Genomic DNA, 24,495 nt, shown 5'->3' on the forward strand with positions numbered 1-24,495 from the left:
ACTGTTCACCACTGCCGCGCAGATGAGAGCGATTCCACGGTCCTCGCGCTTCGCCAACGGAGGGGTCTCCTTCTGGTTCCGCGAGACCGGGCTCCCCGAGCGCCGCGCTCCCCTGCCCGGCACCGCCGACTACGACGTCTGCGTGGTCGGAGCCGGGTACACGGGCCTGTGGACCGCCTACTACCTCAAGAAGGAGCAGCCGGACCTGCGCGTGGCGGTGGTCGAACGCGAGTTCGCCGGGTTCGGCGCCTCGGGCCGCAACGGAGGGTGGCTGTCGGCGGAGTTCGCGGGCTCCCGTGAGCGCTACGCGCAGTCACACGGCAAGGCCGCGATGGTCGCCCTGCAACGGGCGATGATGGACACCGTCACCGAGGTGGCCTCGGTCGCCGAGGCCGAGGGCGTCGACGCCGACATCGTCCGCGGCGGCATGCGCCTGGTGGCCACCAACGCCGCCCAGCGCGAGCGCCTGGCCGAGGACATCGAGTACCTCCAGGAATGGGGCTACTGGCCCGACGACATCCACCTGCTGGACGGTGAGCGCGAACCCCGCCTGTCGGTGTCCGGAGCCGTCGCCTGCGCCTACTCGCCGCACGCCGCCCGCGTGCAGCCCGCCAAGCTGGTCACGGGACTGGCCCGGGTGGTGGAGGACCTGGGCGTTGCCCTTTTCGAGGGCACCGCGGTGGAGGAGATCCGCCCCCGCCAGGGCGCGGCCCGCCCGGCGGTCGTCACCGAGCACGGCACGGTCTACGCCGACCACGTCGTGCGCGCCACCGAGGGCTTCACCTCCACCCTGCGCGGCCAGCGCCGCGACTGGCAGCCGGTGAACTCCTCGATGATCGTCACCGAGCCCGTTCCCGCCGAGCTGTGGGAGAAGATCGGCTGGGAGGGCCGGGAGCTGCTGGGCGACACCGCCCACTCCCATGTCTACGCCCAGCGCACGGCCGACGACCGCATCGCGATCGGCGGACGCGGCGTCCCGCACCGCTTCGGTCCGGCTCAGGACGGGTCCAAGGGCGGGACCAGGGACGGGGAGGGCGCCACCCAGCCGCAGGCCATCGCCGAACTGTGGCAGGCACTGACCCGCATGTTCCCCGACGTGGCCGACGTGCCGGTCGAGCACGCCTGGTCCGGTGTGCTGGGCGTGCCGCGCGACTGGCGCCCCACCGTGCACCTGGACACGGAGACCGGCCTGGGCTGGGCGGGCGGCTACGCGGGCAGCGGCGTGGCCGCCAGCAACCTGGCCGGGCGCACACTGCGCGACCTGGTCCTGCGCCGCGAGACCGACCTGACCCGGCTGCCGTGGGTGGGCCACCGCGTCCGCGGCTGGGAGCCCGAGCCCCTGCGCTGGGTGGGCACGCAGGTCATCCACGGGCTGTACCGGAGCGCCGACCGCCGCGAGTCGCGGACCGAGGACAGGGCGCACACCTCGCGCCTGGCCGGGATCGCCACCCGTATCTCGGGCCGCTGAGATCGGGAGGGACCCGCGTTGGGAGAGACCCACGTCGTCCTGGCCGGGGCGGCCGGGACGCGGGCCTGCTGGAGGTTCTACGCGGACCCCGCTGGACCGAGCGTCTGCCCGGGCCCTGCGGGTGCCTGGTGGAGGCCGCCTGAAAAGGGCCACTCCCGGGGCGCCGCATGGGCACCGAGCAGCCGGGCGGCCCCCGTGATGAGACCCCTCCCACAAGCGGTGGGGTCTTCGGCGAATCTGGTTGCATAAATTTACACGTGAGTGCATGATAGTTCAGTCGAACTGATCAGGGGGCACCACCATGGGACACACAGCGGCCATCGCCGGAGCCAGCGGCTACGCGGGAGGCGAGCTGCTGCGCCTGCTCCTGGGGCACCCCGACATCTCGATCGGCGCGGTCACCGCCGGAGGCAACGCGGGGACCCCCCTCATCCAGCACCAGCCGCACCTGCTGCCGCTGGCCGACCGGGTCCTGGCGCCCACCACCGTCGAGGAGCTGCGCGGCCACGACGTCGTCTACCTGGCCCTCCCGCACGGGCAGTCCGCCGACATCGCCCAGCAGCTCGGGGACGACACCCTCGTGGTCGACTGCGGCGCCGACTTCCGCCTCAACGACGCCGCCGCATGGGAACGCTTCTACGGCACCCCGCACGCCGGGACCTGGCCCTATGGTCTTCCCGAACTCCCCGGACAGCGCGAACGACTCACCGGGGCCCGCCGCGTCGCCGTCCCCGGCTGCCACGTCACCGTCGCCACGCTGGCCCTCTTCCCGGGCCTGGCCGAGCAGCTCGTCGAGCCCGACCTGACCGTCGTCGCCGTCACCGGCACCTCCGGCGCGGGCAAGGCGCCCAAGCCCAACCTCGTCGGCAGCGAGGTCATGGGCGCCCTCAGCCCCTACGGGGTCGGCGGCACCCACCGGCACAACCCCGAGATCGTCCAGAACCTCACCGCGGTCACCGGCGAGCCGGTCAGGCTCTCCTTCACCCCGGTCCTGGCCCCGCTGCCCCGCGGCATCCTGGCCACCTGCACCGCGCCCCTGAAGGAGGGCGCCACCGCAGAGCAGGTCCGCGCCGCCTACCAGACCGCCTACGCCGACGAGCCCTTCGTCCACCTGCTCCCCGAGGGCACCTGGCCCAGCACCGCCATGACGCTGGCCGCCAACACCACCCTCGTGCAGGTCACCGTCGACCCCGACGCGGGCCGCATGGTCGCCGTCGCCGCCCTGGACAACCTCACCAAGGGCACCGCGGGCGGCGCCGTCCAGAGCACCAACCTCGCCCTCGGCCTGCCCGAGGACACCGGCCTCCCGCTCGCGGCGGTCGCCCCGTGAGCGTCACCGCGCCCCGGGGCTTCCGCGCCGCCGGAGTCGCCGCCGGGCTCAAGGGCGGCGGCGCCCGGGACGTCGCCGTGGTCGTCAACGACGGTCCCTCCCGGGCCGCCGGAGCCGTCTTCACCGCCGCCGAGGACAGGGCCGCCCCCGTCCTGTGGTCCCAGCAGGTCCTCTTCGGCGAGCGCGTGCGCGCCGCCGTCATCGACTCCGGCGGGGCCGACACGGGCTTCCAGGACGTCCACACCGCGGCCGAGCACACCGCGGACCTCCTCGACGACTCCGCCGCCGAGGTCGTGCTCTGCTCCGCCGGTCCCGCGGGCGGGCGCACTGACCCCGGCGCCCTGCTCCGGGGCGTCACCGCCGCCCTGGCCCAGGCCTCGCGCGGAGGAGGACTGGACGCCGCCGACGCCATCCGCACCACCGACACCGTCGCCAAGATCGCCTTCCGGCGCGGCGGCGGCTACACCGTCGGCGCCATGGCCAAGGGGCCGGACGCCTCCCTGTCCACCGCGCTGTGCGTGCTCACCACCGACGCCGACGTCACCGCCGACCAGTGCCAGCGCCTGCTCGCCGGCGCCGTCGCGGCGTCCCTCGACCCGCTGACCGCCACCAACGACACCGTGCTGCTCATGGCCAGCGGAGCCAGCGGCACGTCCCCCCACGAGGACGACCTCGCCGCGCTGCTCACCGAGGTGCTGGCGGAGCTGGCCACCCAGCTGCGCGCCGACACCCCCGCCACCGACCACGACCGGGCCCAGAACTCATGATCGCGCGCTCACCCCACACCCCCGACGATCCGGCCAGGGCCCGCGCCCTGGACAAGGCGGCCCACCTCATCGAGGCGCTGCCCTGGCTCTCCCGCTTCCACGGCCGCACCGTCGTGGTCAAGTACGGCGGCAACGCCATGATCAGCGAGGAGCTGCGGGTCCGCTTCGCCGAGTCCATCGTCTTCCTGCGCTACGCGGGCCTGCGACCCGTCGTCGTGCACGGCGGCGGCCCCCAGATCAGCGCCCAGCTCGAGCGCTCCGGCGTGGAGTCCACCTTCACCGCCGGACTGCGCGTGACCACCGACGAGGCCATGGACATCGTCCGCATGGTCCTCACCGGCCAGGTCAACCGCGAGATCGTCGGCCTGGTCAACCAGCACGGCCCCTTCGCCGTCGGCATGTCCGGCGAGGACGCCAACCTCCTGTCCGCCGTGCGCAAGACCGTCGAGGTCGACGGCGAGACCGTCGACCTCGGCCGCGTCGGCGAGATCACGGGGGTCGACCCCGGAGCCGTCGCCGCGCTCCTGGACGACGGCCGCATCCCCGTGGTCTCCAGCGTCGCCCGCGCCGACGACGGCGGCGTCTACAACGTCAACGCCGACACCGCCGCCTCCGCCCTCGCGGTCGCCCTGGGCGCCAGCAAGCTCATCATGCTCACCGACGTCGAGGGGCTGTTCTCCGACTACCCCCGCAACACCGAGCTGATCAGCCGCCTGGACGTCGACGAGCTGCGCGCCCTGCTGCCCTCCCTGTCCTCGGGGATGCTCCCCAAGATGGAGGCCTGCCTGCACGCCGTGGAGGGCGGCGTCCCCCAGGCCCACATCATCGACGGCCGTGTGCCCCACTCCCTGCTCCTGGAGGTCTTCACCGACCAGGGCGTGGGCACCATGGTCGCCGACGAGGAACTGGAGGCCGCCCTGTTCGCGGGCAACGGCCACCTCCCGCGCCCCTGGCGCAACACGCACACCACCGTCACCAACGAAGGAGGCGCACAGTGACCAGCGGTTCCCACCTGCGCGAGCGCTTCGCGGCCTCGCTCATGCCCACCTACGGCGTCCCGCCCGTGGCCCTCACCCTCGGGCGCGGCTGCGAGGTCTACGACGCCGACGGCCGCCAGTACCTCGACCTCATCGCCGGGATCGCCGTCTCCAGCCTCGGACACGGACACCCCGCCCTGGTCAAGGCGGTCGCCCACCAGGCGGCCACGCTCGCCCACACCAGCAACCTGTTCGTCCACGAACGCGAGGTCCAACTCGCCGAGCGCCTGATCGGCCTGGTCGGCGGCGACGCCAAGGTCTTCTTCACCAACTCCGGCACCGAGGCCAACGAGGCCGCGCTCAAGCTGGTCAAGCGTGCCGCCGGGCCCGGCCGCCACTACTTCGTCGCCGCCGCCCACGGCTTCCACGGCCGCACCTCCGGCGCCCTCGCCCTCACCGGCAAGGAGGCCATCCGCGAGCCCTTCGGACCCTTCGGCATGGACGTGCGCTTCGTCCCCCACGGCGACCTGGACGCCCTCGCCGAGGCCGTCGACGAGCACTGCGTCGCGGTGTTCACCGAACCCACCCAGGGCGAGGCCGGGGTCGTCCCCGCCCCCGAGGGCTACCTCGCCGGGGTCCGGCGGATCTGCGACGACACCGGCGCCGCCTTCGTCCTCGACGAGATCCAGAGCGGCATCGGCCGCACCGGCCGCTGGTTCGCCCACCAGGAGGAGGACGTGCGCCCCGACGTGCTCACCCTCGCCAAGGGCCTGGGCGGCGGCCTGCCCATCGGCGCCTGCGTCGGGTTCGGCCGCTACGCCGACGCCTTCGACAAGGGCGACCACGGCTCCACCTTCGGCGGCAACCCCGTGGCCTGCGCGGCGGCCCTCGCCGTCCTCGACACCATCGAGAGCGAGAACCTGCTCGCCCACACCGCGGTCATGGGCGACCTGCTCGCCGAGCAGATCGACGCCGTCGACCACCCCCTGCTGGCCGGACAGCGCGGCAGCGGGCTGTGGCGGGCCCTGGAGCTCACCGCGCCGCACGCCGCCCACGTGCAGGAACAGGCGGCCGTCCGCGGCTTCCTCGTCAACGCCGTGGCCCCCGACGCGATCCGGATCGCACCGCCCCTGGTCATCACACCCGAACAGATCGGCCTGTTCATCGAGGCGCTGCCCACCATCCTGGACGCAGCCGAGGCCGCAGCGACGAAGGAGCAGCAGTAGCCGTGACCCGCCACTTCCTGCGCGACGACGACCTGACCCCGGACGAACAGGCCCGGGTCCTCGACCTCGCCGACGACATGAAGAACGACCGCTTCGGCCACCGGCCGCTCGCCGGTCCGCGCACCGTTGCCCTGATCTTCGACAAGCCCTCCACCCGGACCCGGCTGTCCTTCGCCGTCGGCGTCGCCGACCTGGGCGGCAGCGCCCTGGTCCTGGACACCGCCAGCACCCAGATGGGCCGCGGCGAACCCCTGGAGGACACCGCCCGCGTCCTGGAGCGCCAGGTCGCCGCCGTCGTGTGGCGCACCTTCGCCCAGAGCGACCTGGAGACCCTGGCCGCCCACATCTCCGTGCCGGTGGTCAACTCCCTCACCGACGAGTTCCACCCCTGCCAGATCCTGGCCGACCTCCAGACCGTCCGCGAGCACAAGGGAGCCCTGGCCGGGCTCACCCTCGCCTACCTGGGCGACGGCGCCAACAACATGGCCCACTCCTACCTGCTCGGCGGCGCCACCGCCGGACTCCACGTGCGCGTCGGCGCCCCCGAGGGGCACCAGCCCGACCCCGGCGTGGTCGCGCGCGCCGCCGAGATCGCGGCCACCACCGGCGGGTCGGTCACGGTCACCGCCGACGCCCGCGAGGCCGCCCGGGGAGCCGACGTCCTGGCCACCGACACCTGGGTCTCCATGGGCCAGGAGGACGAGGCCGCCGACCGCGAGGCGCCCTTCCGCCCCTACGCGATCGACGCCGACCTGCTCGCCACCGCCGCCCCCGATGCGGTCGTCCTGCACTGCCTGCCCGCCTACCGCGGCAAGGAGATCTCCGCCGAGGTCATCGACGGGCCGCAGAGCGTGGTCTGGGACGAGGCCGAGAACCGCCGCCACGCCCAGAAGGCCCTGCTCGCCTTCCTGCTGGAGGTCAGCGACAACCCCGGAGCCGTCCGGCCATGACGGCGGAGAACGGCGGCACGGCGCCGATGACCAAGGCGGCCAGACACGCCCGGATCACCGACGTCCTCACCCGCGAGGACGTCAGGTCCCAGGGCGAGCTGGCCAGGCGCCTGGCCGAGGCGGGCGTCCAGGTCACCCAGGCCACCCTCTCCCGGGACCTGGACGAGCTGGGCGCCGTCAAGCTCCGCACCGCCGAGGGCCACCTGGTCTACGTGCTGCCGGGGGAGGGGGGAGAACGCCTCCAGCGCACCCGACCCGACAGCCTGGACCTGGAACAGGTCTCCGGCGCGCGCCTGACCCGGCTCGCCGAGGACCTGCTGGTCTCGGCCGAGGCCTCCGCCAACATGGTCATCGTCCGCACCCCGCCCGGAGCGGCCCAGTACCTGGCCTCGGCCATCGACCACACCGACTTCCACGCCATCCTGGGCACCATCGCGGGGGACGACACCATCCTGGTCATCTCCCGCGCCCCCCAGGGCGGCGAGGACCTGGCCGCCGCCCTCCTGCGACTGGCCGACCGCAGACCGTAACCTCGCACGAGGGCGTCCCGGGCACCCCGCCGCCGGGCCGCGCGGCCGGCGCCCGCACACGTAGCACCCGAGCGGACGCGGGGCCCGGCCCCGTACCGCCGCACCACACGTCAAGGAGAGACCACCATGGCCGACCAGCCCGAGGCGCTGCGCCTGTGGGGAGGCCGCTTCGAGGGCGGCCCCGACCAGGCCCTGGCACGCCTGTCGCTGAGCACCCACTTCGACTGGCGCCTGGCCCGCCACGACATCGCCGGATCGCGCGCCCACGCCCGCGCCCTGCACCGCGCGGGCCTGCTCACCGGCGACGAGCTGGACCGCATGATCGAGGGCCTGGACCGGTTGGAGGCCGACGTGGCCTCCGGGGCGTTCACCCCCGTCCTGGAGGACGAGGACGTGCACACCGCCCTGGAGCGCGGCTTCATCGAGCGGGTCGGCGCCGAACTCGGCGGACGGCTGCGCGCCGGGCGCTCCCGCAACGACCAGATCGCCACCCTCGTGCGCATGTACCTGCGCGAGGAGGCCCGGCAGATCGCCGACCAGCTCCTGGACCTGGTGCGGGCCCTGGCCGACCAGGCCGCGGCCCACCCGGACGCCGCCATGCCCGGCCGCACCCATCTCCAGCATGCCCAGCCCGTGCTGCTCGCCCACCAGCTCATGGCGCACGCATGGCCGTTGGTGCGCGACGTCGAGCGGCTGCGCGACTGGGACCGCCGCGCCGCGGTGTCCCCCTACGGCTCCGGCGCGCTGGCCGGGTCCTCCCTCGGACTGGACCCCCGCGCGGTCGCCGCCGAGCTGGGCTTCCCCGACTCCGTGGACAACTCCATCGACGGCACCGCCGCCCGCGACGTCGTCGCCGAGTTCGCCTTCGTCACCGCCATGATCGGCGTGGACCTGTCCCGGCTCTCGGAGGAGGTCATCCTGTGGGCGACGAAGGAGTTCTCCTTCGTCACGCTCGACGACGCCTTCTCCACCGGCTCCTCGATCATGCCGCAGAAGAAGAACCCCGACGTCGCCGAACTCGCCCGCGGCAAGGCCGGGCGCCTCGTCGGCGACCTCACCGGGCTGCTCACCACCCTCAAGGGGCTCCCGCTGGCCTACAACCGGGACCTCCAGGAGGACAAGGAGCCGGTCTTCGACGCGGTGGACACCCTCCACCTGCTGCTGCCCGCGATGACCGGCATGGTCGCCACCCTCACCTTCCACACCGACCGGATGGCCGAACTCGCCCCGCAGGGCTTCTCCCTGGCCACCGACATCGCCGAGTGGCTGGTGCGCGAGCGCGTGCCCTTCCGGGAGGCGCACGAGATCGCGGGCACCTGCGTGCGCGTGTGCGAGGAACGCGGCATCGACCTGCCCGACCTCGGCGACGACGACCTCGCCGCCGTCTCGGAGCACCTGACCCCGGCGGTGCGCGAGGTCCTCACCGTGTCCGGTTCCCTGGCCTCGCGCTCGGGCAGGGGCGGTACCGCCCCCGTGCGCGTGGCCGAGCAGCTGGAGAAGCTGCGCTCGGACATCGAGGAGCACCGCAAGGCCTTCACCGCCTGATCTCCGCGGAGTCCGTGTACGGGCGCGCTGATCCCCACCGTGGTCAGCGCGCCCGTACGCGTTCGCGGAGCCCCCTCCCGCGACCGCGTTCGCGGTCGCCGCGCCCACGTCACACCCATTTTGGAATTCGCCCGGCACCCGCGGTGAGAGTGCGGTAGCGTCCTGAGTCTGCGGGCACCAGGCGTGGTCTGCCCTGTGCGAACCGTGACGACCCCTCGGTGCACGGCACTTCCGGCGCATCCGCGCGTCGTGCGGTGCGACCACGTCCGACAGGCGCCCGCGACCAGTCCGTGGGAGGGACGCAATGGGGAACACGGGAGGCACCGGCCGCAGCGCCATCAGGGCTCAGATCAACAGGATCGTACTGATCCCCAGCATCACCTTCCTGGCGCTGTTCGTCGTCCTCAGCACGGCCATACTCGTCCAGGCGGTGTCGCTGCGCGCCTCGGTCGGCGACGGCCGCGCCGGGATCCGGCTCGCCGCCGCGCTCACCCTCCTCCAGGAGGAGCGCCGCCTGAGCGCCGAGTACCTCGCCGACCCCGCCGAGGACGGCCGCTCCGCCCTGGCCGAGGCGGTCTCGCGCACCGACGAGGCGCTCGTCCCCGTCCACGACCTGCGCGGCACCATCGGCGACCAGGGCGACCCGGCTACCGTGCCCCTCACCGAGGACTTCTTCGCCTCCCTGGCCGAGGTCACGGAGCTGCGCGCCCAGAGTCTGGCCGAGCCCGGCCCGGCCGAGGACGCCCTCACCGTCTACACCACCGCGATCGGACAGGGCATCCGCCTCTACGCCGGCACCGCCCGTTCCCTCGACAACGGTCCCGCCACCGCCGAGGCCGCCGCCGTCACCGACCTGATGTGGGCCCAGGAGAGCTTCAGCCACGCCGACGCCCTCATCGGAGCAGTGCTCGCCGAGGACACCCTCGACCGCTTCCAGCAGGTACAGGTCGCCGCGCTCATCACCGACGCCCGCCACCGCGTCGACATGGCCCCTCCCGGATTCGCCGCCGACGACGGCGATCCCCCCGCCCTGACCGCCCTCGCCGGGAGCCGCCCCTGGCAGGAGGCCCTGGCCATCGCCGACACCCTCGCCACGTACCAGGCCCCGGTCACCGTGGACGCCCTCACCGGCGAGCAGGTCCGCGAACCCGTGCCGCCCGAGGGGCTCGGCGGGTGGCGCGAGGTCGCCGACCAGGTCAACACCGAACTGGCCGGCATCACCGCCGCGCGCGCCGCCGACGTCGTCACCGCCACCGAGCAGGCCAGTTCCTGGATGCTCACCCTCGCCGTGGGCGGCAGCATCACCTCACTGTTCGCGGGCACCCTCGCCTACGGCGTGGCCGCCCGCTCCGCCGGACGCCTCACCTACCGGCTCGCCCAGCTGCGTGCCGACACCCTGGGCAGCGCGCGCAGCGACCTGCCCCGCATCGTGCGCCGCCTGGAGTCGGGGGAGCACGTCGACCTCGACGCCGAGATGAAACAGCTCGACCACGGCGACGACGAGGTCGGCCAGGTCGCCGACGCCTTCAACATCGCCCAGCGCACCGCCGTCGCCGCCGCCGTCAAGCAGGCCGACATCCGCGCGGGCGTCAACCGGGTCTTCCTCGGCATCGCCCACCGCCACCAGTCCCTCCTCCAGCGCCAGCTCCAGCTGCTGGACCGGGTCGAGCGCGAGGAGGAGGACCCCGACCTGCTGGAGAGCCTCTTCCAGCTCGACCACCTGGCCACCCGGGGCCGCCGCCACGCCGAGAACCTCATCATCCTGGGCGGTGCCCAGCCCGGCCGCCGCTGGCGCCACCCCGTCCCGCTCGTGGACATCCTGCGCGGCGCCATCTCCGAGACCGAGGAGTACACCAGGGTCCGGCTGACCTCCGTGCCCGACCTGTCGCTGTCCGGCGCCGCCGTGGCCGACGTCATCCACATGCTCGCCGAGCTGGTCGAGAACGCCACCGCCTACTCTCCGCCGCACACCCAGGTCACCATCGCCACCGAGTCCGTGCCCAAGGGCGTGGCAGTGGAGATCGAGGACCGAGGGCTGGGCATGACCGAGGAGGTCCTGACCAGCTCCAACCGCACCCTCAGCGAGGCGCCCGAGTTCGACGTCATGACCTCCGGCGGGGACTCGCGCCTGGGCCTGTTCGTCGTCGCCCGCCTCGCCGCCAAGCACGACATCCGGGTGCAGCTGCGGCACTCGCCCTACGGCGGCACCCGGGCCGTGGTGCTCGTTCCCGGTGCCCTGGTGGCCTCCTCCTCCAGCGCGCCGGAACGGCCCCGCGCGGCCATCCGCCAGGGCGCCCACCCGGTGCCCCCGGAGCCGTCGGGGCAGCACAGCGACCTGCTCACCGTGCAGGACGCCCCCCACCGGGCCCGGCCCCTCCTGCGCCCGGTCCCGCGCGACGGCGACGGCGCGCGTCCTGCCCGGGCCACCCCCGTGCTGCGCCGGGTGCCGTCACCCGATCCCGAGACCGAGGCCGCGGACGCCGCCCTCGCGGCCGAACCCGGGGCCGGCCGGGTCGGTGCCGGACCCGACCGCCCCGGACTTCCCCGACGCAGGCGGCAGGCCAGCCTGGCCCCCCAGCTCAGAGCCGAGGACCCGCCGGAGGCCGAGGAACCCGACCCCCCGGGCTCCTCACGGCGCACCCCCGAACAGGCGCGGCGGATGATGGACGCCTTCAGCACCGGGACCCGGCGCGGCCGGGCCGCGGACATCGGGGCCGACGCCGACGGGCGTGAACACAGCAGTGACGGTCAGGTCGGTGCGAGCGCCGACGATCACACGGGAGAAAGCGACTGACATGGTGGGCAAGAGCAAGGCCGCTGACAACCTGGACTGGCTCCTGGACGACCTCGTCGACCGCGTCGTCGGCGCCGAGAACGCGATCGTCCTGTCAGCCGACGGACTGCTGCTCGGAGGCTCGCGGGGGCTGGCCTCCGAGGACGCCGAGCACCTGTCCGCCCTGGCGTCGGCGTTCCAGAGCCTGGCGCGCGGGACGGGGCGCCACTTCGGCGGCGGCGACGTCCGCCAGACCGTGGTGGAGATGGAGCACTCCTACCTCTTCGTCACCGCCGCGGGCGCGGGAGCGTGTCTGGCGGTGCTGGCCACCGAGGACGCGGACGTCGGACTGGTCGCCTACGAGATGAACCTGAGGGTCAAGCGGGTGGGCCAGTTCCTCACCGCCGCGCCGCGCCGGTCGGACCACCTCACCGTCACCGGGAGCGCCGGTTCATGAGCACGTCCGGAGAGCGGCGCGGAGTGCCGCCGGCCGAACCCCCGGCCCCGGACGAGGCGGCGCAACCGCTGTCCGGCCGCCGGGCGCTGGCCTGGTACCGGGGCCGCGGGCACCCGACGTCGGAGGGGCCCGCGCCGGGCGTCGTGCTCGGCGACGCCCCCTCGGGACAGCTCGTGCGCCCGTACACCATGACGGGGGGCCGCACCCGGCCCCGCACCGGCCCGCGCCTGGACCTGGTCACCATCGTCGTCGCCGCCACCGACCGCGGGGACCGGGAGGGGGAGCCCGAACAGCAGGCCATCCTGAGCCTGTGCCGCAGACCCATATCGGTGGCCGAGATCTCCGCCCGGCTCGACATTCCCCTGACCGTCGTCAGGGTGCTCCTGGGGGACCTCCTCGCCGACGGCGACGTGCGCACCCGGGCGCCCATGACCCAGCTCCCCGAGAAGAAAGTACTTCAGGCGGTACTCGATGGCATCCGCAGACTCTGACACCAGGCCGCAGGAAGCGATCCCCCAGGCGGTCAAGATCATCGTGGCGGGGGGATTCGGCGCGGGCAAGACCACACTGGTCGGCTCCGTCAGTGAGATCACCCCGCTGAGCACGGAGGAGGTGATGACCGAGGCCAGCTACGGCGTGGACGACCTCGGGGGAGTGGAGGACAAGACCACCACCACGGTCGCCCTGGACTTCGGCCGCATCACCATCAACCCCGACATCGTCCTGTACCTGTTCGGCACCCCCGGCCAGGACAGGTTCTGGTTCATGTGGAACGAACTCTCCCAGGGAGCGCTGGGCGCGGTCGTGCTGGCCGACACCCGCCGTCTGAACACCTGCTTCCACGCCGTGGACTTCTTCGAGCGCCGCGGGGTGCCGTTCGTGGTCGCGGTGAACCGCTTCGAGGGCTCCACCGTCTACCGCCGGGAGGAGGTCCGTGAGGCGCTGGACATCTCCGCCGAGGTGCCGGTCGTCATGGCCGACGCCCGCGAGCGCGAGTCCTGCAAGGAGGTACTGGTGGAGCTGGTCACCCATGTGATCCGGGGCCGCAACCCCGTCATGAGCGGGTGACATGTGCGGGCCGCCGACCCGGACAATCCACGCGGATTCGATCCGGTATACGTTCGGGGGACACGCCCATGAAACATGGTGCCGAACGCTACAATGTCGCGGCAGTGACCACCGGCCCCACCGGGCACCCCATCCGCCTCTCATCTGAATCCTGGTATGCGAAACTCTGACCGACTTCCCCCACGCGAACTGCCCAAGCGGCGCTCCGGCCGCCACCGCAACCCGCTGTCCTTCGACAACTGGTTCGGCACCCCCGCCCTGATCATGGCGGTCCCGGGCACGGCCGACCGGGCCAGGGGCGCCGACGGTGAGTCGATCGGTGCCCGGATGGCCGACCTCGTGCGCGCCTACCGCCCCGAGGTCACCATCCGTTACGGCCACACCGAGGGCGACGAACAGAGCCTCACCGAGGCACTCACCGACCTCACGGACGAGCAGGGCAGTCCCCTGTCCGCCGTCGTCGTCCCACTGGTCACCGCACCGCACGCGGGCACCTCCGCCGCGATCGAGGCGGCCGTGGCCCGGACGAGCACCGAAGCGCGCGTCACCGAGGGCCTGGGGCCGCACCCCATGCTCGCCGAGGTGCTGCACCTGCGGCTGGCCGAGTCGGGATACGTGCGCGCGGACCGCATGCGCCTGATCAGTGTGGTCGCCCGTGACACCACCATGGCGGACGGCATCATCGTCGGGGCCGTGGGCGGTGAGGCCGCGGCCGGGGCCGCAGGGGTGAGCGCGGTGCTGCTCGCCGCGCGCCTGGGCCTGACCGTGCTGCCCGCCGACCTGGAGAACGAGGCCGCGGTCGAGCAGATCGTGGGCCAGTTGCGCCAGGGCGGCTGCAAGCGCCCGGTGATCGCGCCCAGCGCCCTGGGGCCGGAGCTGCCCCGCGAGGAGCTGGAGGCGCTCGCCTCGCGCTTCGGCGCCAGACTCGGCGCGCCCCTGGGCGCGGACAGCCTGCTGGGCAAGATCGCCGCCCTGCGCTACGCCGAGGTCCTCAACTCCCTGGGAGTGGAGCAGCCGCCCACGGTCGAGGAACTGCCCGCCCCGGTGGGCTCCCGACACCGCCCGGAGTCCTGACGGGGAGCGGCCGTGACGAACGCAGCCTCCCCGACGGCGCCCTGAGGGCGCGACACGCCGTACCCCGGCACACGACGGTGTGCCTCCCCGGGGGCCGTCCGCACAGCGGGCGGCCCCCGTCGTGTGTGTCCGGCGTCCGGACCTGCGGGTTCTTCGCCCGGGAGCGGTGGTAACACATCCGCGGGGGTGATCCGCCCAAAGAAAAGGCAACTGATAGTGATCGTTTGACAGCATAAAGCAAGGATTTTTCGATAGCCTCGGCTCGACCGAAAGCCGCCGGGGAGCCCTCTCGCCGCCCGGCAACCGCACAGGCTGGAGGGGGCCATGCGCAGAACCCGCGACAACGCGCCCACGATCCGGAGGCAGCTCACCCGCATCGTGCTGATCCCGAGCCTGTGCTTCCTCGCGCTCTGGCTCGTCGTGGCCGCCGTCGGTACGATCCGCGCCGTCCAGTTCATGGGCGCCGTCGTCCAGGCGGGCGAGGGAGCACAGGTCTTCTCCGAGGCGGCGGAGGAGGTGTGCGCCGAACGCCGCCTCTCCCTGGTCCACCTGGGCCGCATCGAAAGCACCGGCACCCGCGACGACGAGGTCGGCGCCGCCCTCGACGAGCAGCGGGAGAACACCGACGCCGCCATGGCCGAGGCCGTCGCGTTCGCCGAGCGACTGCGCGGAACCCGCGACGACGAGGTCAAACGCAGCGCGACCGCCCTGGTGGACAGCGCCGGAATCCTCGACGAGGTCCGCGCGGACGTGGACGGGCACGGCGTCGGGCAGGCGGAGACCATCCTGCGCTACGGCGAGGTCCTGGCGGGCACCACCGGAGCCACCACCGCGCTCGTGCACACCACCGACGGCGGGGAGAACCTCACCGACGCCGTCCTGACCAGCGAGCTCATGGGCGCCTCCTCCGCCTACTCCACCGCCGACGCGCTGCTCGCGGGCGCCATCGCCCGGGGCGAGATGAGCTACGAGGAGACGGCGCACTTCACCTACCTCACCGCCACCTACCGCGACACCCTGGAATCGGTCGACGCGGCCATGCACCCGAGCGTGGCCGCGCACCACGAGGAGGTGGTCTCCCTGCCCGCCTGGTCCCGTGCGGAGGACCTCAGCCGCCAGGTCGTCACCCGGCGCCCGCTCGCGGAGCCGGCCGAACCCGGGGAGGGAGCCGCGGGCTCGAACTGGAACGCCGACGTCGACATCAGAGCGGACGCGTGGGACGAGTCCTCCGCCGAGGCCGCCCTGGCGCTGCAGGAACTGGCCGGGGTCCAGGCCCGGCGCACCATCGACCTGGCCTGGAGCGCCGCCCTGGTGCGAGTCTCATCGGGCGTGGCGGCGGCCGCGCTCACCCTGGCGGGCGGCGCGGTGGCCATCGCCGTGGTCGGCCGCTCCTCGCGCCGCCTCACCGAGCGCCTGACCCACCTGCGCGAACAGATCCTGGACCGCGACGGTGACCTGCCCGGCATCGTCGACCGAGCCCAGCGCGGCGAGAAGGTCGACGTGCAGGAGGAGCTGCCGCCGCTGGACGAGTGGGGGGACGACGAGATCGGCCAGGTCGCCGAGGCCTTCGACGCCGCCCAGCTCACCGCCGTGGAGTCGGCGGTGCTCCAGGCCGAGATCCGCAGGGGTGCCAACCGCGCCTTCCTGGGCATCGCCTTCCGCAACCAGGCCCTGGTCCAGCGCCAGCTCCGCCTGCTCGACGAGATCGAGTACCACGAACAGGACCCCGAGGCGCTGCGCCGCCTGTTCCGTCTGGACCACCTAGCCACCCGCGCGCGCCGCTACTCCGACAACCTCATCATCCTCGGCGGGGGGCAGTCGGCCCGCCGCTGGCGCCAACCCCGTCCGCTCGTGGACGTGCTGCGCGCCGCCATCGCCGAGACCGAGGACTTCGAGCGTGTCCGACTGACCTCGGCGCCCCGCGTGCTCGTACACGGGCAGGTGGTGGCCGACGTGGTGCACCTGCTCGCCGAGCTGGTCGAGAACGCCACGCAGTTCTCCCCGGCGGGCACGCCCGTGGACGTCGGCTGCACACCGGCCGCGGAGGGGCTGGTGGTGGAGGTCGAGGACCGGGGCCTGGGCATGTCCGAGCGCGGCTACGCGGAGGCCGAGCGCACGCTCACCCAGTCTCCCGAGTTCGACGTCATGGCCCTGCCCGAGGACCCCCGGCTGGGCCTGTTCGTGGTGTCCCGCCTGGCCGGGCGGCACGGGGTCCGGGTGTGGCTGCGGCCCTCGCCCTACGGGGGCACCCGGGCGACCGTGCTCATCCCCGCCTCCCTGCTGGAGCCGGTCGACAACCTCGTGACGGTCTCGGGCACGCCCACGGGCCGCCCTGTGGCGAACGGACGGGAGCCGGGCGTCCCGACCGGGTGGGGGGCGTCTCCCGTGCGGGCCGCCATTCCCCTGCGCGGCCACACCGCGGGCGGCGCGGACGGTACCGTCCAGGACCGGACCGGCCCGCAGGTTCCCGTCGTACCTTCCGGGCAGAGCGGTCCGCAGTCCTTCGCCCCGCAGTCGGACCGGACCGGCCCGCAGGTCCCCGTGCCGCCTCTCGGGCAGAGCGGTCCGCAGTCCTTCGCCCCGCAGTCGGACCGGACCGGTCCGCAGGTTTCCGCGCGCGGAGGTCAGACAGGTCCGCGGTCTCCTGTGGGACGTGCCGGGCAGAGTGACCCGCAGGTCCCTGTACCGCCTCTCGGGCAGAGCGGTCCGCAGTCCTTCGCGCCGCAGTCGGATCGGACCGGTCCGCAGGTTCCCGTCGTACCTTCCGGGCAGAGCGGTCCGCAGTCCTTCGCGCCGCAGTCGGATCGGACCGGTCCGCAGGTTCCCGTCGTACCTTCCGGGCAGAGCGGTCCGCAGTCCTTCGCGCCGCAGTCGGACCGGACCGGCCCGCACGGGGTCGTCCTCGCGCACACCGGACCGCAGGGACACGTTCCCTCGTCCGGCGGGCCCGGTGCCACCCCGCCGGGGAACACGGGGGAGCACCTGCTCCCCCACCCGCACGGCCGCCCGCTCGGACAGGAACCCGTTCCCGAACCGTGGCCCGACGGCGCGGCGCGCGCACCCGCCCCCACGCGGCCGAGGGGGAACGGTGAGAGCTGACGGCACCCCCGGCCGCAGAGCGGCCGCCCACGCCCCCACAACCCACCCGGACCCGCCCCCGCCCCTCCCCGGTCCAGAGGAGGAACCCGGCCAGGAGCGCTTCCTGCGCCCCTTCGCCGTGGCCGCGGGCGACCCCGACGCCCGCGCCTTCGGCGTTCCCCGCTGCGGTCCGGACGAGCCCGACCTGCTCAGCCTCGTCGTCGCCGCGCGCGTCCCGGGCCGCCACGAGCTGCTGCGGCCCGAACGCGAGGCACTCCTTCGACACGCCCTGCGCGCGCGTACCGTCGTCGAGCTCGCCGCCGAGGTGCGCCTGCCGGTCGGCCAGGTCAGGGGCATCGTCTCCGACATGGTCGCCGACGGCTCGCTCCAGCGCTGCGGCCCGTCGCGTCCGCTGGGCCGGGAGGACCTGCTGCACGCCGTCCTCGTCGGACTGCGCGCGCTGTGACCGGTCCGCCCGCCTCCCGCCCGGACCCGGGTTGCTAGCGTGCCGCCATGCGCAGCACCGAACACATCGGCGTCATCGGAGCGGGCATCGTCGGCCTGGCCCTCGCCCGCCGCCTCACCCTCCACCGCCCCGGCACACGCGTCACCGTCCTGGAGAAGGAGGACCGGGTCGCCGCGCACCAGACGGGCCACAACAGCGGCGTCGTCCACGCCGGGCTCTACTACAGACCCGGCTCCCTGAAGGCCACGCTGTGCCGGCGCGGCGTCGGCCTGCTCCGGGACTACTGCGCCGAGTACGGGCTGCCCTACCAGGAGGTCGGCAAGGTCCTCGTGGCCGCCGACGCCGACGACGAGGCACGCCTGGACGACGTCGAACGCCGCGCGCGGGACAACGGCGTCCCCGGCGTCACCCGACTGGGCCCCGAGGGCCTGCGCGCGATCGAACCCCACGCGGCGGGCGTCGCCGCCCTGCACTCGCCGACCACCGCCGTCACCGACTTCGTCGCCGTCGCCGAGCAGTTCGCCGACGACGTGCGCCGGTCCGGCGGCCGGGTACTGCTCAACACACCCGTGCTGGACCTGCGCCAGGAGCACGACGGCGTCCGCGTCCTCACCGGCGACCCCCGGGGCGAGCGGACCATCCACCGCTTCGACCGCCTGGTGATCTGCGGCGGCCTGCACAGCGACCGCCTCGCCCGCATGGCGGGCGCCGCGGAGGACCCCCGGGTGGTGCCCTTCCGCGGCCAGTACCACGAGCTCGTCCCCGAGCGCCGCCACCTGGTGAACGGCCTGCTCTACCCCGTCCCCGACCCTCGGTACCCCTTCCTCGGGGTGCACCTGACCCGCCACGTCCACGGTGAGGTCATGGCCGGTCCCAACGCCATCCTCGCCACCGCGCTGGAGGGCTACCGGGCACGCGACGTGCGCACCCGGGAACTCGCGCGGACCCTGTCCTGGCCCGGGTTCTGGCGCCTGGCCCGCCGCCACTGGACCGCGGGCGCACGAGAGACCCTCGTGTCCGCCTCGCGGGCCGCGTTCGCCGCCCGGGCCCGGCGGCTGCTGCCCGAGCTGGCCGCCGCCGACCTGCGCCCGGCCCCGTCCGGGGTGCGCGCCCAGGCACTGGCCCGGGACGGCTCCCTGCTCGACGACTTCCACGTGGACACCCACGGGCGGGTGGTGTGCGTGCGCAACGCGCCCTCACCCGCGGCCACGTCCTCTCTGGCGATCGCCGAGTTCCTCACCGACACGTTCGTCCCCTGACCGGCGGGGTAGGGGGCTCCGACGCGGGCCACGCGCGTGTCGGAGGGGGTTGTCCACAGGTTCGAGGACACTCTGGAACGGGCCCTCGCGGCGTCCCACCATAAGAGGTGGCGGCGGTGCGGGAGGGTCCCGCGACCGCCGCCGGAGGTGACCATGCGTGTTCTCCGGTGGGTCGCGGCGGTCCTCGCCGCCGCGCTCGCACTCGTCGCGGCCCCGGCCGCAGCCAGCCCACGAGGGGGAGAGTTGGACGGATTCACCATCGGGCACCTGCCCGACCAGATCGACGACCGGACCTCGGTCTCCGACTTCGACTACGAGTGGGGCGGGGTGTCCTTCTCCAGCCGGGTGTGGGAGACGACCCTGGAGGGGGGAGGGGCCAGGGTGGTCCTCCAGGTCCTGGTCATGCGCGGCGACGGGCTCAGCGACCTGCCCGCCGTCCGCGACTTCCTGACCGAATACCACGAACGCTCGCCCGACTGGGAGCTCACCGAGTTCGACAACAACGGCCTCACCGCTCTGCACGGCGACACCGAGGCGTTCTGGACGCCCTTCCAGGGGGTGGCGGTGGAGGTCCGAGACGCCTTCGGCCTCGTCGGTCAGAAGGAACTCCTGGCCACCGCCCGGGGTGTCAGAGCCGCCAACCCCGCCTGAACCGGCCTCAGCAGCCCGAGAGAACCTCGCGCAGCGCCGCCTCCTCGTCCGGATCGACGGTCAGGTCCCACACGTGCTTGACCTCGATCCACGAGACCACGTAGTCGCAGTGCGAGGACTCCAGCGGCGGCAACCAGTCGGCGGGGTCGGAGTCGCCCTTGGAGCGGTTGGTCGACGCGCTCACCGCCCACAGCTGTGAGGAGTCCAGGTCGTTGGCGAAGCGCCCGCGCTCCTCGGTCGTCCACGCGTGGGCACCCGAGCGCCAGCCCTCCTTCAGGGCCACCATGTGGTCGATGTCGAGGTCCTCCGCCTCGGTCAGGGTCTCCCCGTCATAGGGGCTGTACCAGGACCCCGACACCGGCTGGCAGTCGTCGTCGACCCGCACGTCCTCGCCGTCGCGCAGCAGGACCACCTGACGGGTGGTGCAGTTGTCCTGCACGCCGCTTTCCCAGTGGGGGAACAGCGCCCGGTCGTATCCCGGCGGGTCGTTCTCCTCCTCCACCCGCAACTCCTCCATCCGCTGTCGGGCCTGCTCCACCGACGACGAGGAGGCGCCGCCGTCCCCGGGAACGGACGAACCGTCGTCCCGGGGCTCGGCGGTGCGCTCGGGATCCAGCTCGATCACTCCCAGCTGGTACAGCACGAACGCGGCGACGGCGAGAACGCCGACCACGGCGGTCACCAGACCACCGATCTTCGACGCGGCCTTCTTGGGCATCAGGGGCTCCACAACGGGTTGGGCGCCGTACACGGACGGCGCGAGGTCGTGTCAACCAGCTTGGCCCATGCTCGGGTAAGGCCGTAACACCGCTCGAAGCCAGGTGTTGCTCACCGGGAGTCGCGTCGACGGGGCGAAGGAGACGTCAGGACGCGAGGAGGTCGAACACGAAGGAACCCACCAACAGCAGACCCACGCCCGCGCTGTAGAGCCGTGCCCGGACACGGTTCGGCTGGTCCCGGAGCGTGCGCCAGGCGTACAGGAGCGTGCCCGCCAGCACCAGCGCGCCCTCCACCACGGCCGCCGCCACCGGCGCCTCCCACAACCCCAGACCCAGCAGTGGCAGCCCGCCCGCGCCACCGGGCAGGAACGGCATGTCCGGCCGGTGCACGAGCAGGTCCAGAAGCCAGTGGCTCAACACCACCCCGCCCAGGACCAGACCGGCGTCCCGACCCCACCGTCCACGGAGCAACACGTGTGCCAGACCGCCCACCAACAACGCGAGCGCCAGGTTGCTGGCCAGGGCGTGGGAGTACTCCGCACGGATGAGGAGGGACCCGTAGCCGCTCAGGCCGGGTTCGGCCGGGCCCCCGCTCTCCACACCCAGCGCCGCCAGCGGAAGGAAGACCAGGTCCGGCAACTGCGTCGCGACCAGGAGCGCGCCCATGGGCAGCTCCGGGCGCCACGCCCTGACGATGCCCGCGACCCCGAAGTGTCCTGCCAGCACCGTCTACCTCCTCCTCGTGTTCTCGTGTGTCACGGCAGCGCCGGGCACGGTGCCCGGCCACTCCTGGAAGGTGCGGACGAACCCCTCCACCAGCAGCGCGTAGGACTGGTCCACGTCCTCGGGCAGACCGAAGCCGCCGCGCGCCTCCAGGTCCACGAACCCGTGCAGCGAACTGCGCAGCGCCCGGATCGCGTGCACGTCCTGGTCCTCGGCGATGCCGAACCCGCGCAGGACGGCGGCCAGGACCCGCACCGGGTCGGTGGTCAGCTCGGCCCTGGCCCCGGCCAGCACCGGCAGCTGCTGGAGGGCGACGTAGCGCCCCGGGTGGGCGTGCGCGTAGCGGCGGTAGGCGTCGGCCGTCGCACGCAGCGCCTCCGGACCGGAGCGGCCCACCGCGGCGCGCTGCACCTCCTGGCCGATCCCGTTCGCGCCCAGCAGCGCCACCTCACGGCGCAGCCCCGCCAGTCCGTCCACGTGCTTGTACAGGCTGGGCGTGGCCACCCCGAGCCGCTTGGCGACCGCGGCCAGGGACAGGGAGTCGAACCCCTCCTCGTCGCTGAGCCGCGCCGCCTCCTCGGCCACCACCGCCGGGGTCAGTCCCGCCCTAGGCACCGGCCACGACCTCCCTGACGAGCGCCTCCACGGCGGGCACGACCACGTCGGGCCGCTGCGCGTGGGCGTAGTGGCCGCACTCGGGCACCATCAGCACCGAACCCCCCACCACGGAGGCCACCCGCGCGGCCTGGGCGCGCGGGTCCTTCCAGTCGGGGTCCTGCTCGCCCATGACCACCACGGCCCGGGCCCGCATCCCCTCGGTGTCGGCGACGGTCTCGTTGCGCGCGTAGACCGTCCGGTACACGGCGCGGTAGCGGTCGGCCGGACGCAGCATCTCCAGGACGAGCTCCAACTGGCGCCGGTGTCCCTCGGGCTTGCGGCCGGTGTGCAACTGGTCGTAGACGGCGGTCAGGGCGCGGGGGCCCCAGGGCCGCATCAGGAGCAGCCGCTGGCCGACGCGGGTGAACAGGCCTTGGGAGGGCGGGCCCAGGAACGGGCCGAGCAGGGCGATGCCCGCCACGAGGTCGGGCCGCTCCTTGGCCGCGATGGCGGCGGCGCCCGCGCCCAGGGAGTTGCCCACGATGACCACGTCCCCGCCGCCCAGCTCCTCGGCGAGTGCGAGGGCGTCGGTGGCCGCCGCCCGGCTGGTGTGGTCGTCGAAGGTGGTGTCGCTGTCGCCGTGGCCGCGCAGGTCCATGGCGGCGACCCGGTACCCGGCCTCGGCCAGGCCCGCGCCGACGAAGCGGAAGGAGTGGCGGTGGTCGAACATGCCGGGCACGCAGACCACGAGCGGTCCGGTGTTGTCGGCTCCGTAGAGGTCGTAGGCGATCCGCCCCCGGGGGCGTGTGAGGTGGTGCACTGTGTTCTCCCTGCCGTTTGGCTATCCCTGGTAACCAGAAAGCTAATGCCATTAGCCATCCGAGTCAAGGGGATCCCGCCGGGTTCTCCGGAGGGGGTCGTGTCCGCGCCGGGACGGGGCCGTGCGATCTGCGGCTCCACCACAGCCGATAGCGTGGGGAGGAGGGAAAACCGGATGGCGTTCCGTCGCGTCCGGCCTACACTTCAAGGCAGAACGAGCCCCGCGGGGCCCGCCTACACAACAGAGAGCAACACAGTGACCGACATCATCGACGAACTCCAGTGGCGCGGCCTGCTCGCGCAGACGACCGACCTTGACGCACTGCGCAAGGCGCTCGCCGATGGTCCGATCACCCTGTATTGCGGATTCGACCCGACCGCGGGCAGCCTGCACGTCGGCCACCTCACCCAGATCCTGACCCTGGCCCGTTTCCAGCAGGCCGGGCACCGCCCGATCGCGCTGGTCGGCGGTGGCACCGGTCTCATCGGCGACCCCAAGCCCAGCGCCGAGCGCCAGCTCAACTCGCTGGAGACCGTGCGGGGCTGGGTCGACAACCTGGGCGGGCAGCTGTCCGCGTTCCTGCGCTTCACCCCCGAGGGCGAGCAGCCGGAGCCGACCGACGCCGTCCTGGCCAACAACGCCGACTGGCTCGGCGAGATCAACGCCATCGAGCTGCTGCGCGACGTCGGCAAGCACTTCAGCATCAACCAGATGCTCGCCCGGGAGACGGTGAGGAGCCGGCTCGACGGTGAGGGCATGAGCTACACCGAGTTCAGCTACGTGCTCCTCCAGTCCTACGACTACGTCCAGCTCTACCGCCGCTACGGCTGCACGCTCCAGACCGGCGGCTCCGACCAGTGGGGCAACATCACCGCGGGCCTGGACCTGGTCCGCAGGATGGACGGCAACGAGCCGCACGGCCAGGCGCACGGGCTGACCACGAACCTGCTCACCAAGGCCGACGGCACCAAGTTCGGCAAGACGGAGTCCGGCAGCGTCTGGCTCGACCCCGAGCTGACCTCGCCGTACGCCTTCTACCAGTTCTGGTTCAACGCCGATGACCGCGACGTGGTCCGCTACCTGAGGACCTTCAGCTTCCGCGGCCGCGACGAGATCGAGGAGCTGGAGCGCCAGACCGAGGAGCGTCCGCAGGCACGCGCCGCCCAGCGAGTCCTGGCCGAGGACCTCACCACCCTCGTGCACGGCGAGGACGAGTGCCGCAAGGTCAAGGAGGCCAGCCTGGCGCTGTTCGGCCGCGCGGACCTGTCCGACCTGGACGCCCGCACGCTGGACGCCGCCCTGGCCGAGGTCCCCAGGGCCGAGGTCGACGGCCCCGTCGACGGGCTGCTCGTGACCGACGCGTTCGCGCAGAGCGGCCTGACGCCGAGCAAGTCCGCCGCCCGCCGGGCCATCCAGGAGGGCGGGGCCTACGTGAACAACGTCAAGGTCACCGACGTGGATGCCGTGCTCAGCGCCGAGGACGTGCTCCAGGGGCGCTTCGTCGTGCTGCGCAAGGGCAAGCGCAACATCGGCGGCCTGGTCCTCAACGGCTGACGCGCCGTTCGGCGGGCCGGTGCCGACCACCGGCCCGCGGCTGCGCCCGGGCACCGCCGCGTTCCGGTACCCGGGCACGGCCCGGCCGTCTGCGGCGCAGCAGGGGCACAGGGGCCAGGCGGGTTTCGAGCAGGAACCTTCCGGGCAGGATGCCCGTTGTCTGAACAAAAGCCGACGTAACAGCGCGGATCCGGTGTGAGGGCCGCGCACGTCACGGGGGCCCGTACAAGCCGCCCGTCAGGGGTGACAGGGTCCCGGAGCACGCGGTTGGCGCGTGTACCGGGCTCCGGCTTGACGTCTGCCCCTGCCCTCCCTATAATTGAACGAGTCGCTGCAGGACGGCGAGCGGCCCTCGGGTCGGCTCGGCACCGGACCGGGTCCGGCGACATCCTTCCTCCTCCCAATCGGGTCGGTTCGAGCACTGCTCCGAATCAGCTAGGCTTCGGGAGGCGCTTCCAAGGAA

General features: G+C 73.3%; 22 protein-coding genes. 18 read left to right on the top strand and 4 right to left on the bottom strand.

Annotated elements, in window-relative coordinates:
* The first annotated feature begins 22 nt into the window (after positions 1-22).
* From HGB44_RS13810 to HGB44_RS13890, 17 genes are all read left to right on the top strand, one after another.
* The gene (locus HGB44_RS13810) at positions 23-1,468 is read left to right on the top strand and encodes an NAD(P)/FAD-dependent oxidoreductase (protein WP_061082740.1); all 1,446 of its coding nucleotides are present in this window, start codon (positions 23-25) and stop codon (positions 1,466-1,468) included.
* 301 nt (positions 1,469-1,769) lie between these two features.
* On the top strand, positions 1,770-2,798 hold the full coding sequence (argC, locus tag HGB44_RS13815) for an N-acetyl-gamma-glutamyl-phosphate reductase (protein ID WP_061082718.1): 1,029 nt from the start codon (positions 1,770-1,772) through the stop codon (positions 2,796-2,798).
* A complete protein-coding gene (locus HGB44_RS13820; protein ID WP_061082719.1) occupies positions 2,795-3,565 on the top strand; it encodes a bifunctional ornithine acetyltransferase/N-acetylglutamate synthase in 771 nt (256 codons plus the stop codon). The genes argC and HGB44_RS13820 overlap by 4 nt, the downstream gene beginning before the upstream one ends.
* Entirely contained in the window at positions 3,562-4,563 is a 1,002-nt protein-coding gene (gene argB, locus HGB44_RS13825) for an acetylglutamate kinase (protein WP_061082720.1), read from the top strand. Before HGB44_RS13820 ends, argB begins: the two co-directional genes overlap by 4 nt.
* On the top strand, positions 4,560-5,768 hold the full coding sequence (locus HGB44_RS13830) for an acetylornithine transaminase (protein WP_061082721.1): 1,209 nt from the start codon (positions 4,560-4,562) through the stop codon (positions 5,766-5,768). Before argB ends, HGB44_RS13830 begins: the two co-directional genes overlap by 4 nt.
* Before the next feature lie 2 nt (positions 5,769-5,770).
* Entirely contained in the window at positions 5,771-6,718 is a 948-nt protein-coding gene (gene argF, locus HGB44_RS13835; RefSeq protein WP_061082722.1) for an ornithine carbamoyltransferase, read from the top strand.
* A complete protein-coding gene (locus HGB44_RS13840) occupies positions 6,715-7,248 on the top strand; it encodes an arginine repressor (RefSeq protein ID WP_061082723.1) in 534 nt (177 codons plus the stop codon). Before argF ends, HGB44_RS13840 begins: the two co-directional genes overlap by 4 nt.
* A gap of 126 nt (positions 7,249-7,374) precedes the next feature.
* The gene (argH, locus tag HGB44_RS13845; protein WP_061082724.1) at positions 7,375-8,793 is read left to right on the top strand and encodes an argininosuccinate lyase; all 1,419 of its coding nucleotides are present in this window, start codon (positions 7,375-7,377) and stop codon (positions 8,791-8,793) included.
* A 304-nt stretch (positions 8,794-9,097) separates the two neighbouring features.
* A complete protein-coding gene (locus tag HGB44_RS13850) occupies positions 9,098-11,587 on the top strand; it encodes a sensor histidine kinase (protein WP_061082725.1) in 2,490 nt (829 codons plus the stop codon).
* A gap of 1 nt (position 11,588) precedes the next feature.
* Complete coding sequence (locus HGB44_RS13855) at positions 11,589-12,023, top strand: roadblock/LC7 domain-containing protein (protein WP_061082726.1); 435 nt, start codon at positions 11,589-11,591, stop codon at positions 12,021-12,023.
* A complete protein-coding gene (locus tag HGB44_RS13860) occupies positions 12,020-12,514 on the top strand; it encodes a DUF742 domain-containing protein (protein ID WP_061082727.1) in 495 nt (164 codons plus the stop codon). Before HGB44_RS13855 ends, HGB44_RS13860 begins: the two co-directional genes overlap by 4 nt.
* Complete coding sequence (locus HGB44_RS13865; protein WP_061082728.1) at positions 12,495-13,091, top strand: GTP-binding protein; 597 nt, start codon at positions 12,495-12,497, stop codon at positions 13,089-13,091. Before HGB44_RS13860 ends, HGB44_RS13865 begins: the two co-directional genes overlap by 20 nt.
* Positions 13,092-13,247: 156 nt before the next feature.
* On the top strand, positions 13,248-14,165 hold the full coding sequence (locus HGB44_RS13870; protein WP_061082729.1) for a sirohydrochlorin chelatase: 918 nt from the start codon (positions 13,248-13,250) through the stop codon (positions 14,163-14,165).
* 324 nt (positions 14,166-14,489) lie between these two features.
* On the top strand, positions 14,490-17,264 hold the full coding sequence (locus HGB44_RS13875; RefSeq protein WP_168444017.1) for a nitrate- and nitrite sensing domain-containing protein: 2,775 nt from the start codon (positions 14,490-14,492) through the stop codon (positions 17,262-17,264).
* Positions 17,254-17,709: a DUF742 domain-containing protein gene (locus HGB44_RS13880; RefSeq protein WP_061082731.1), complete on the top strand. Its 456-nt coding sequence runs from the start codon at positions 17,254-17,256 to the stop codon at positions 17,707-17,709. Before HGB44_RS13875 ends, HGB44_RS13880 begins: the two co-directional genes overlap by 11 nt.
* Before the next feature lie 47 nt (positions 17,710-17,756).
* Positions 17,757-18,968: an L-2-hydroxyglutarate oxidase gene (lhgO, locus tag HGB44_RS13885; protein WP_061082732.1), complete on the top strand. Its 1,212-nt coding sequence runs from the start codon at positions 17,757-17,759 to the stop codon at positions 18,966-18,968.
* A 243-nt stretch (positions 18,969-19,211) separates the two neighbouring features.
* Complete coding sequence (locus HGB44_RS13890) at positions 19,212-19,619, top strand: hypothetical protein (RefSeq protein WP_082768565.1); 408 nt, start codon at positions 19,212-19,214, stop codon at positions 19,617-19,619.
* A 7-nt stretch (positions 19,620-19,626) separates the two neighbouring features.
* Here the strand turns inward: HGB44_RS13890 and HGB44_RS13895 are convergent, their stop codons facing one another.
* The 4 genes from HGB44_RS13895 to HGB44_RS13910 all read right to left on the bottom strand — a co-directional run bounded on the left by HGB44_RS13895 (position 19,627) and on the right by HGB44_RS13910 (position 22,478).
* Positions 19,627-20,337: an HNH endonuclease family protein gene (locus HGB44_RS13895; RefSeq protein ID WP_061082734.1), complete on the bottom strand. Its 711-nt coding sequence runs from the start codon at positions 20,335-20,337 to the stop codon at positions 19,627-19,629.
* Positions 20,338-20,482: 145 nt separating this feature from the next.
* Positions 20,483-21,064 (bottom strand): hypothetical protein, encoded by a 582-nt coding sequence (locus tag HGB44_RS13900; protein ID WP_061082735.1) that lies wholly within the window; start codon positions 21,062-21,064, stop codon positions 20,483-20,485.
* 3 nt (positions 21,065-21,067) lie between these two features.
* The gene (locus tag HGB44_RS13905) at positions 21,068-21,676 is read right to left on the bottom strand and encodes a TetR/AcrR family transcriptional regulator (RefSeq protein ID WP_061082736.1); all 609 of its coding nucleotides are present in this window, start codon (positions 21,674-21,676) and stop codon (positions 21,068-21,070) included.
* Positions 21,669-22,478: an alpha/beta fold hydrolase gene (locus tag HGB44_RS13910; RefSeq protein ID WP_061082737.1), complete on the bottom strand. Its 810-nt coding sequence runs from the start codon at positions 22,476-22,478 to the stop codon at positions 21,669-21,671. Before HGB44_RS13910 ends, HGB44_RS13905 begins: the two co-directional genes overlap by 8 nt.
* A 255-nt stretch (positions 22,479-22,733) precedes the next feature.
* On the opposite strand from HGB44_RS13910, the gene tyrS reads away from it, so the two are divergent.
* Positions 22,734-24,032, top strand: a complete 1,299-nt coding sequence (gene tyrS, locus HGB44_RS13915) for a tyrosine--tRNA ligase (protein ID WP_061082738.1) — start codon at positions 22,734-22,736, stop codon at positions 24,030-24,032.
* Positions 24,033-24,495 lie beyond the last annotated feature (463 nt).

This window comes from Nocardiopsis alborubida (assembly GCF_012396365.1).
GTDB lineage: Bacteria > Actinomycetota > Actinomycetes > Streptosporangiales > Streptosporangiaceae > Nocardiopsis > Nocardiopsis alborubida.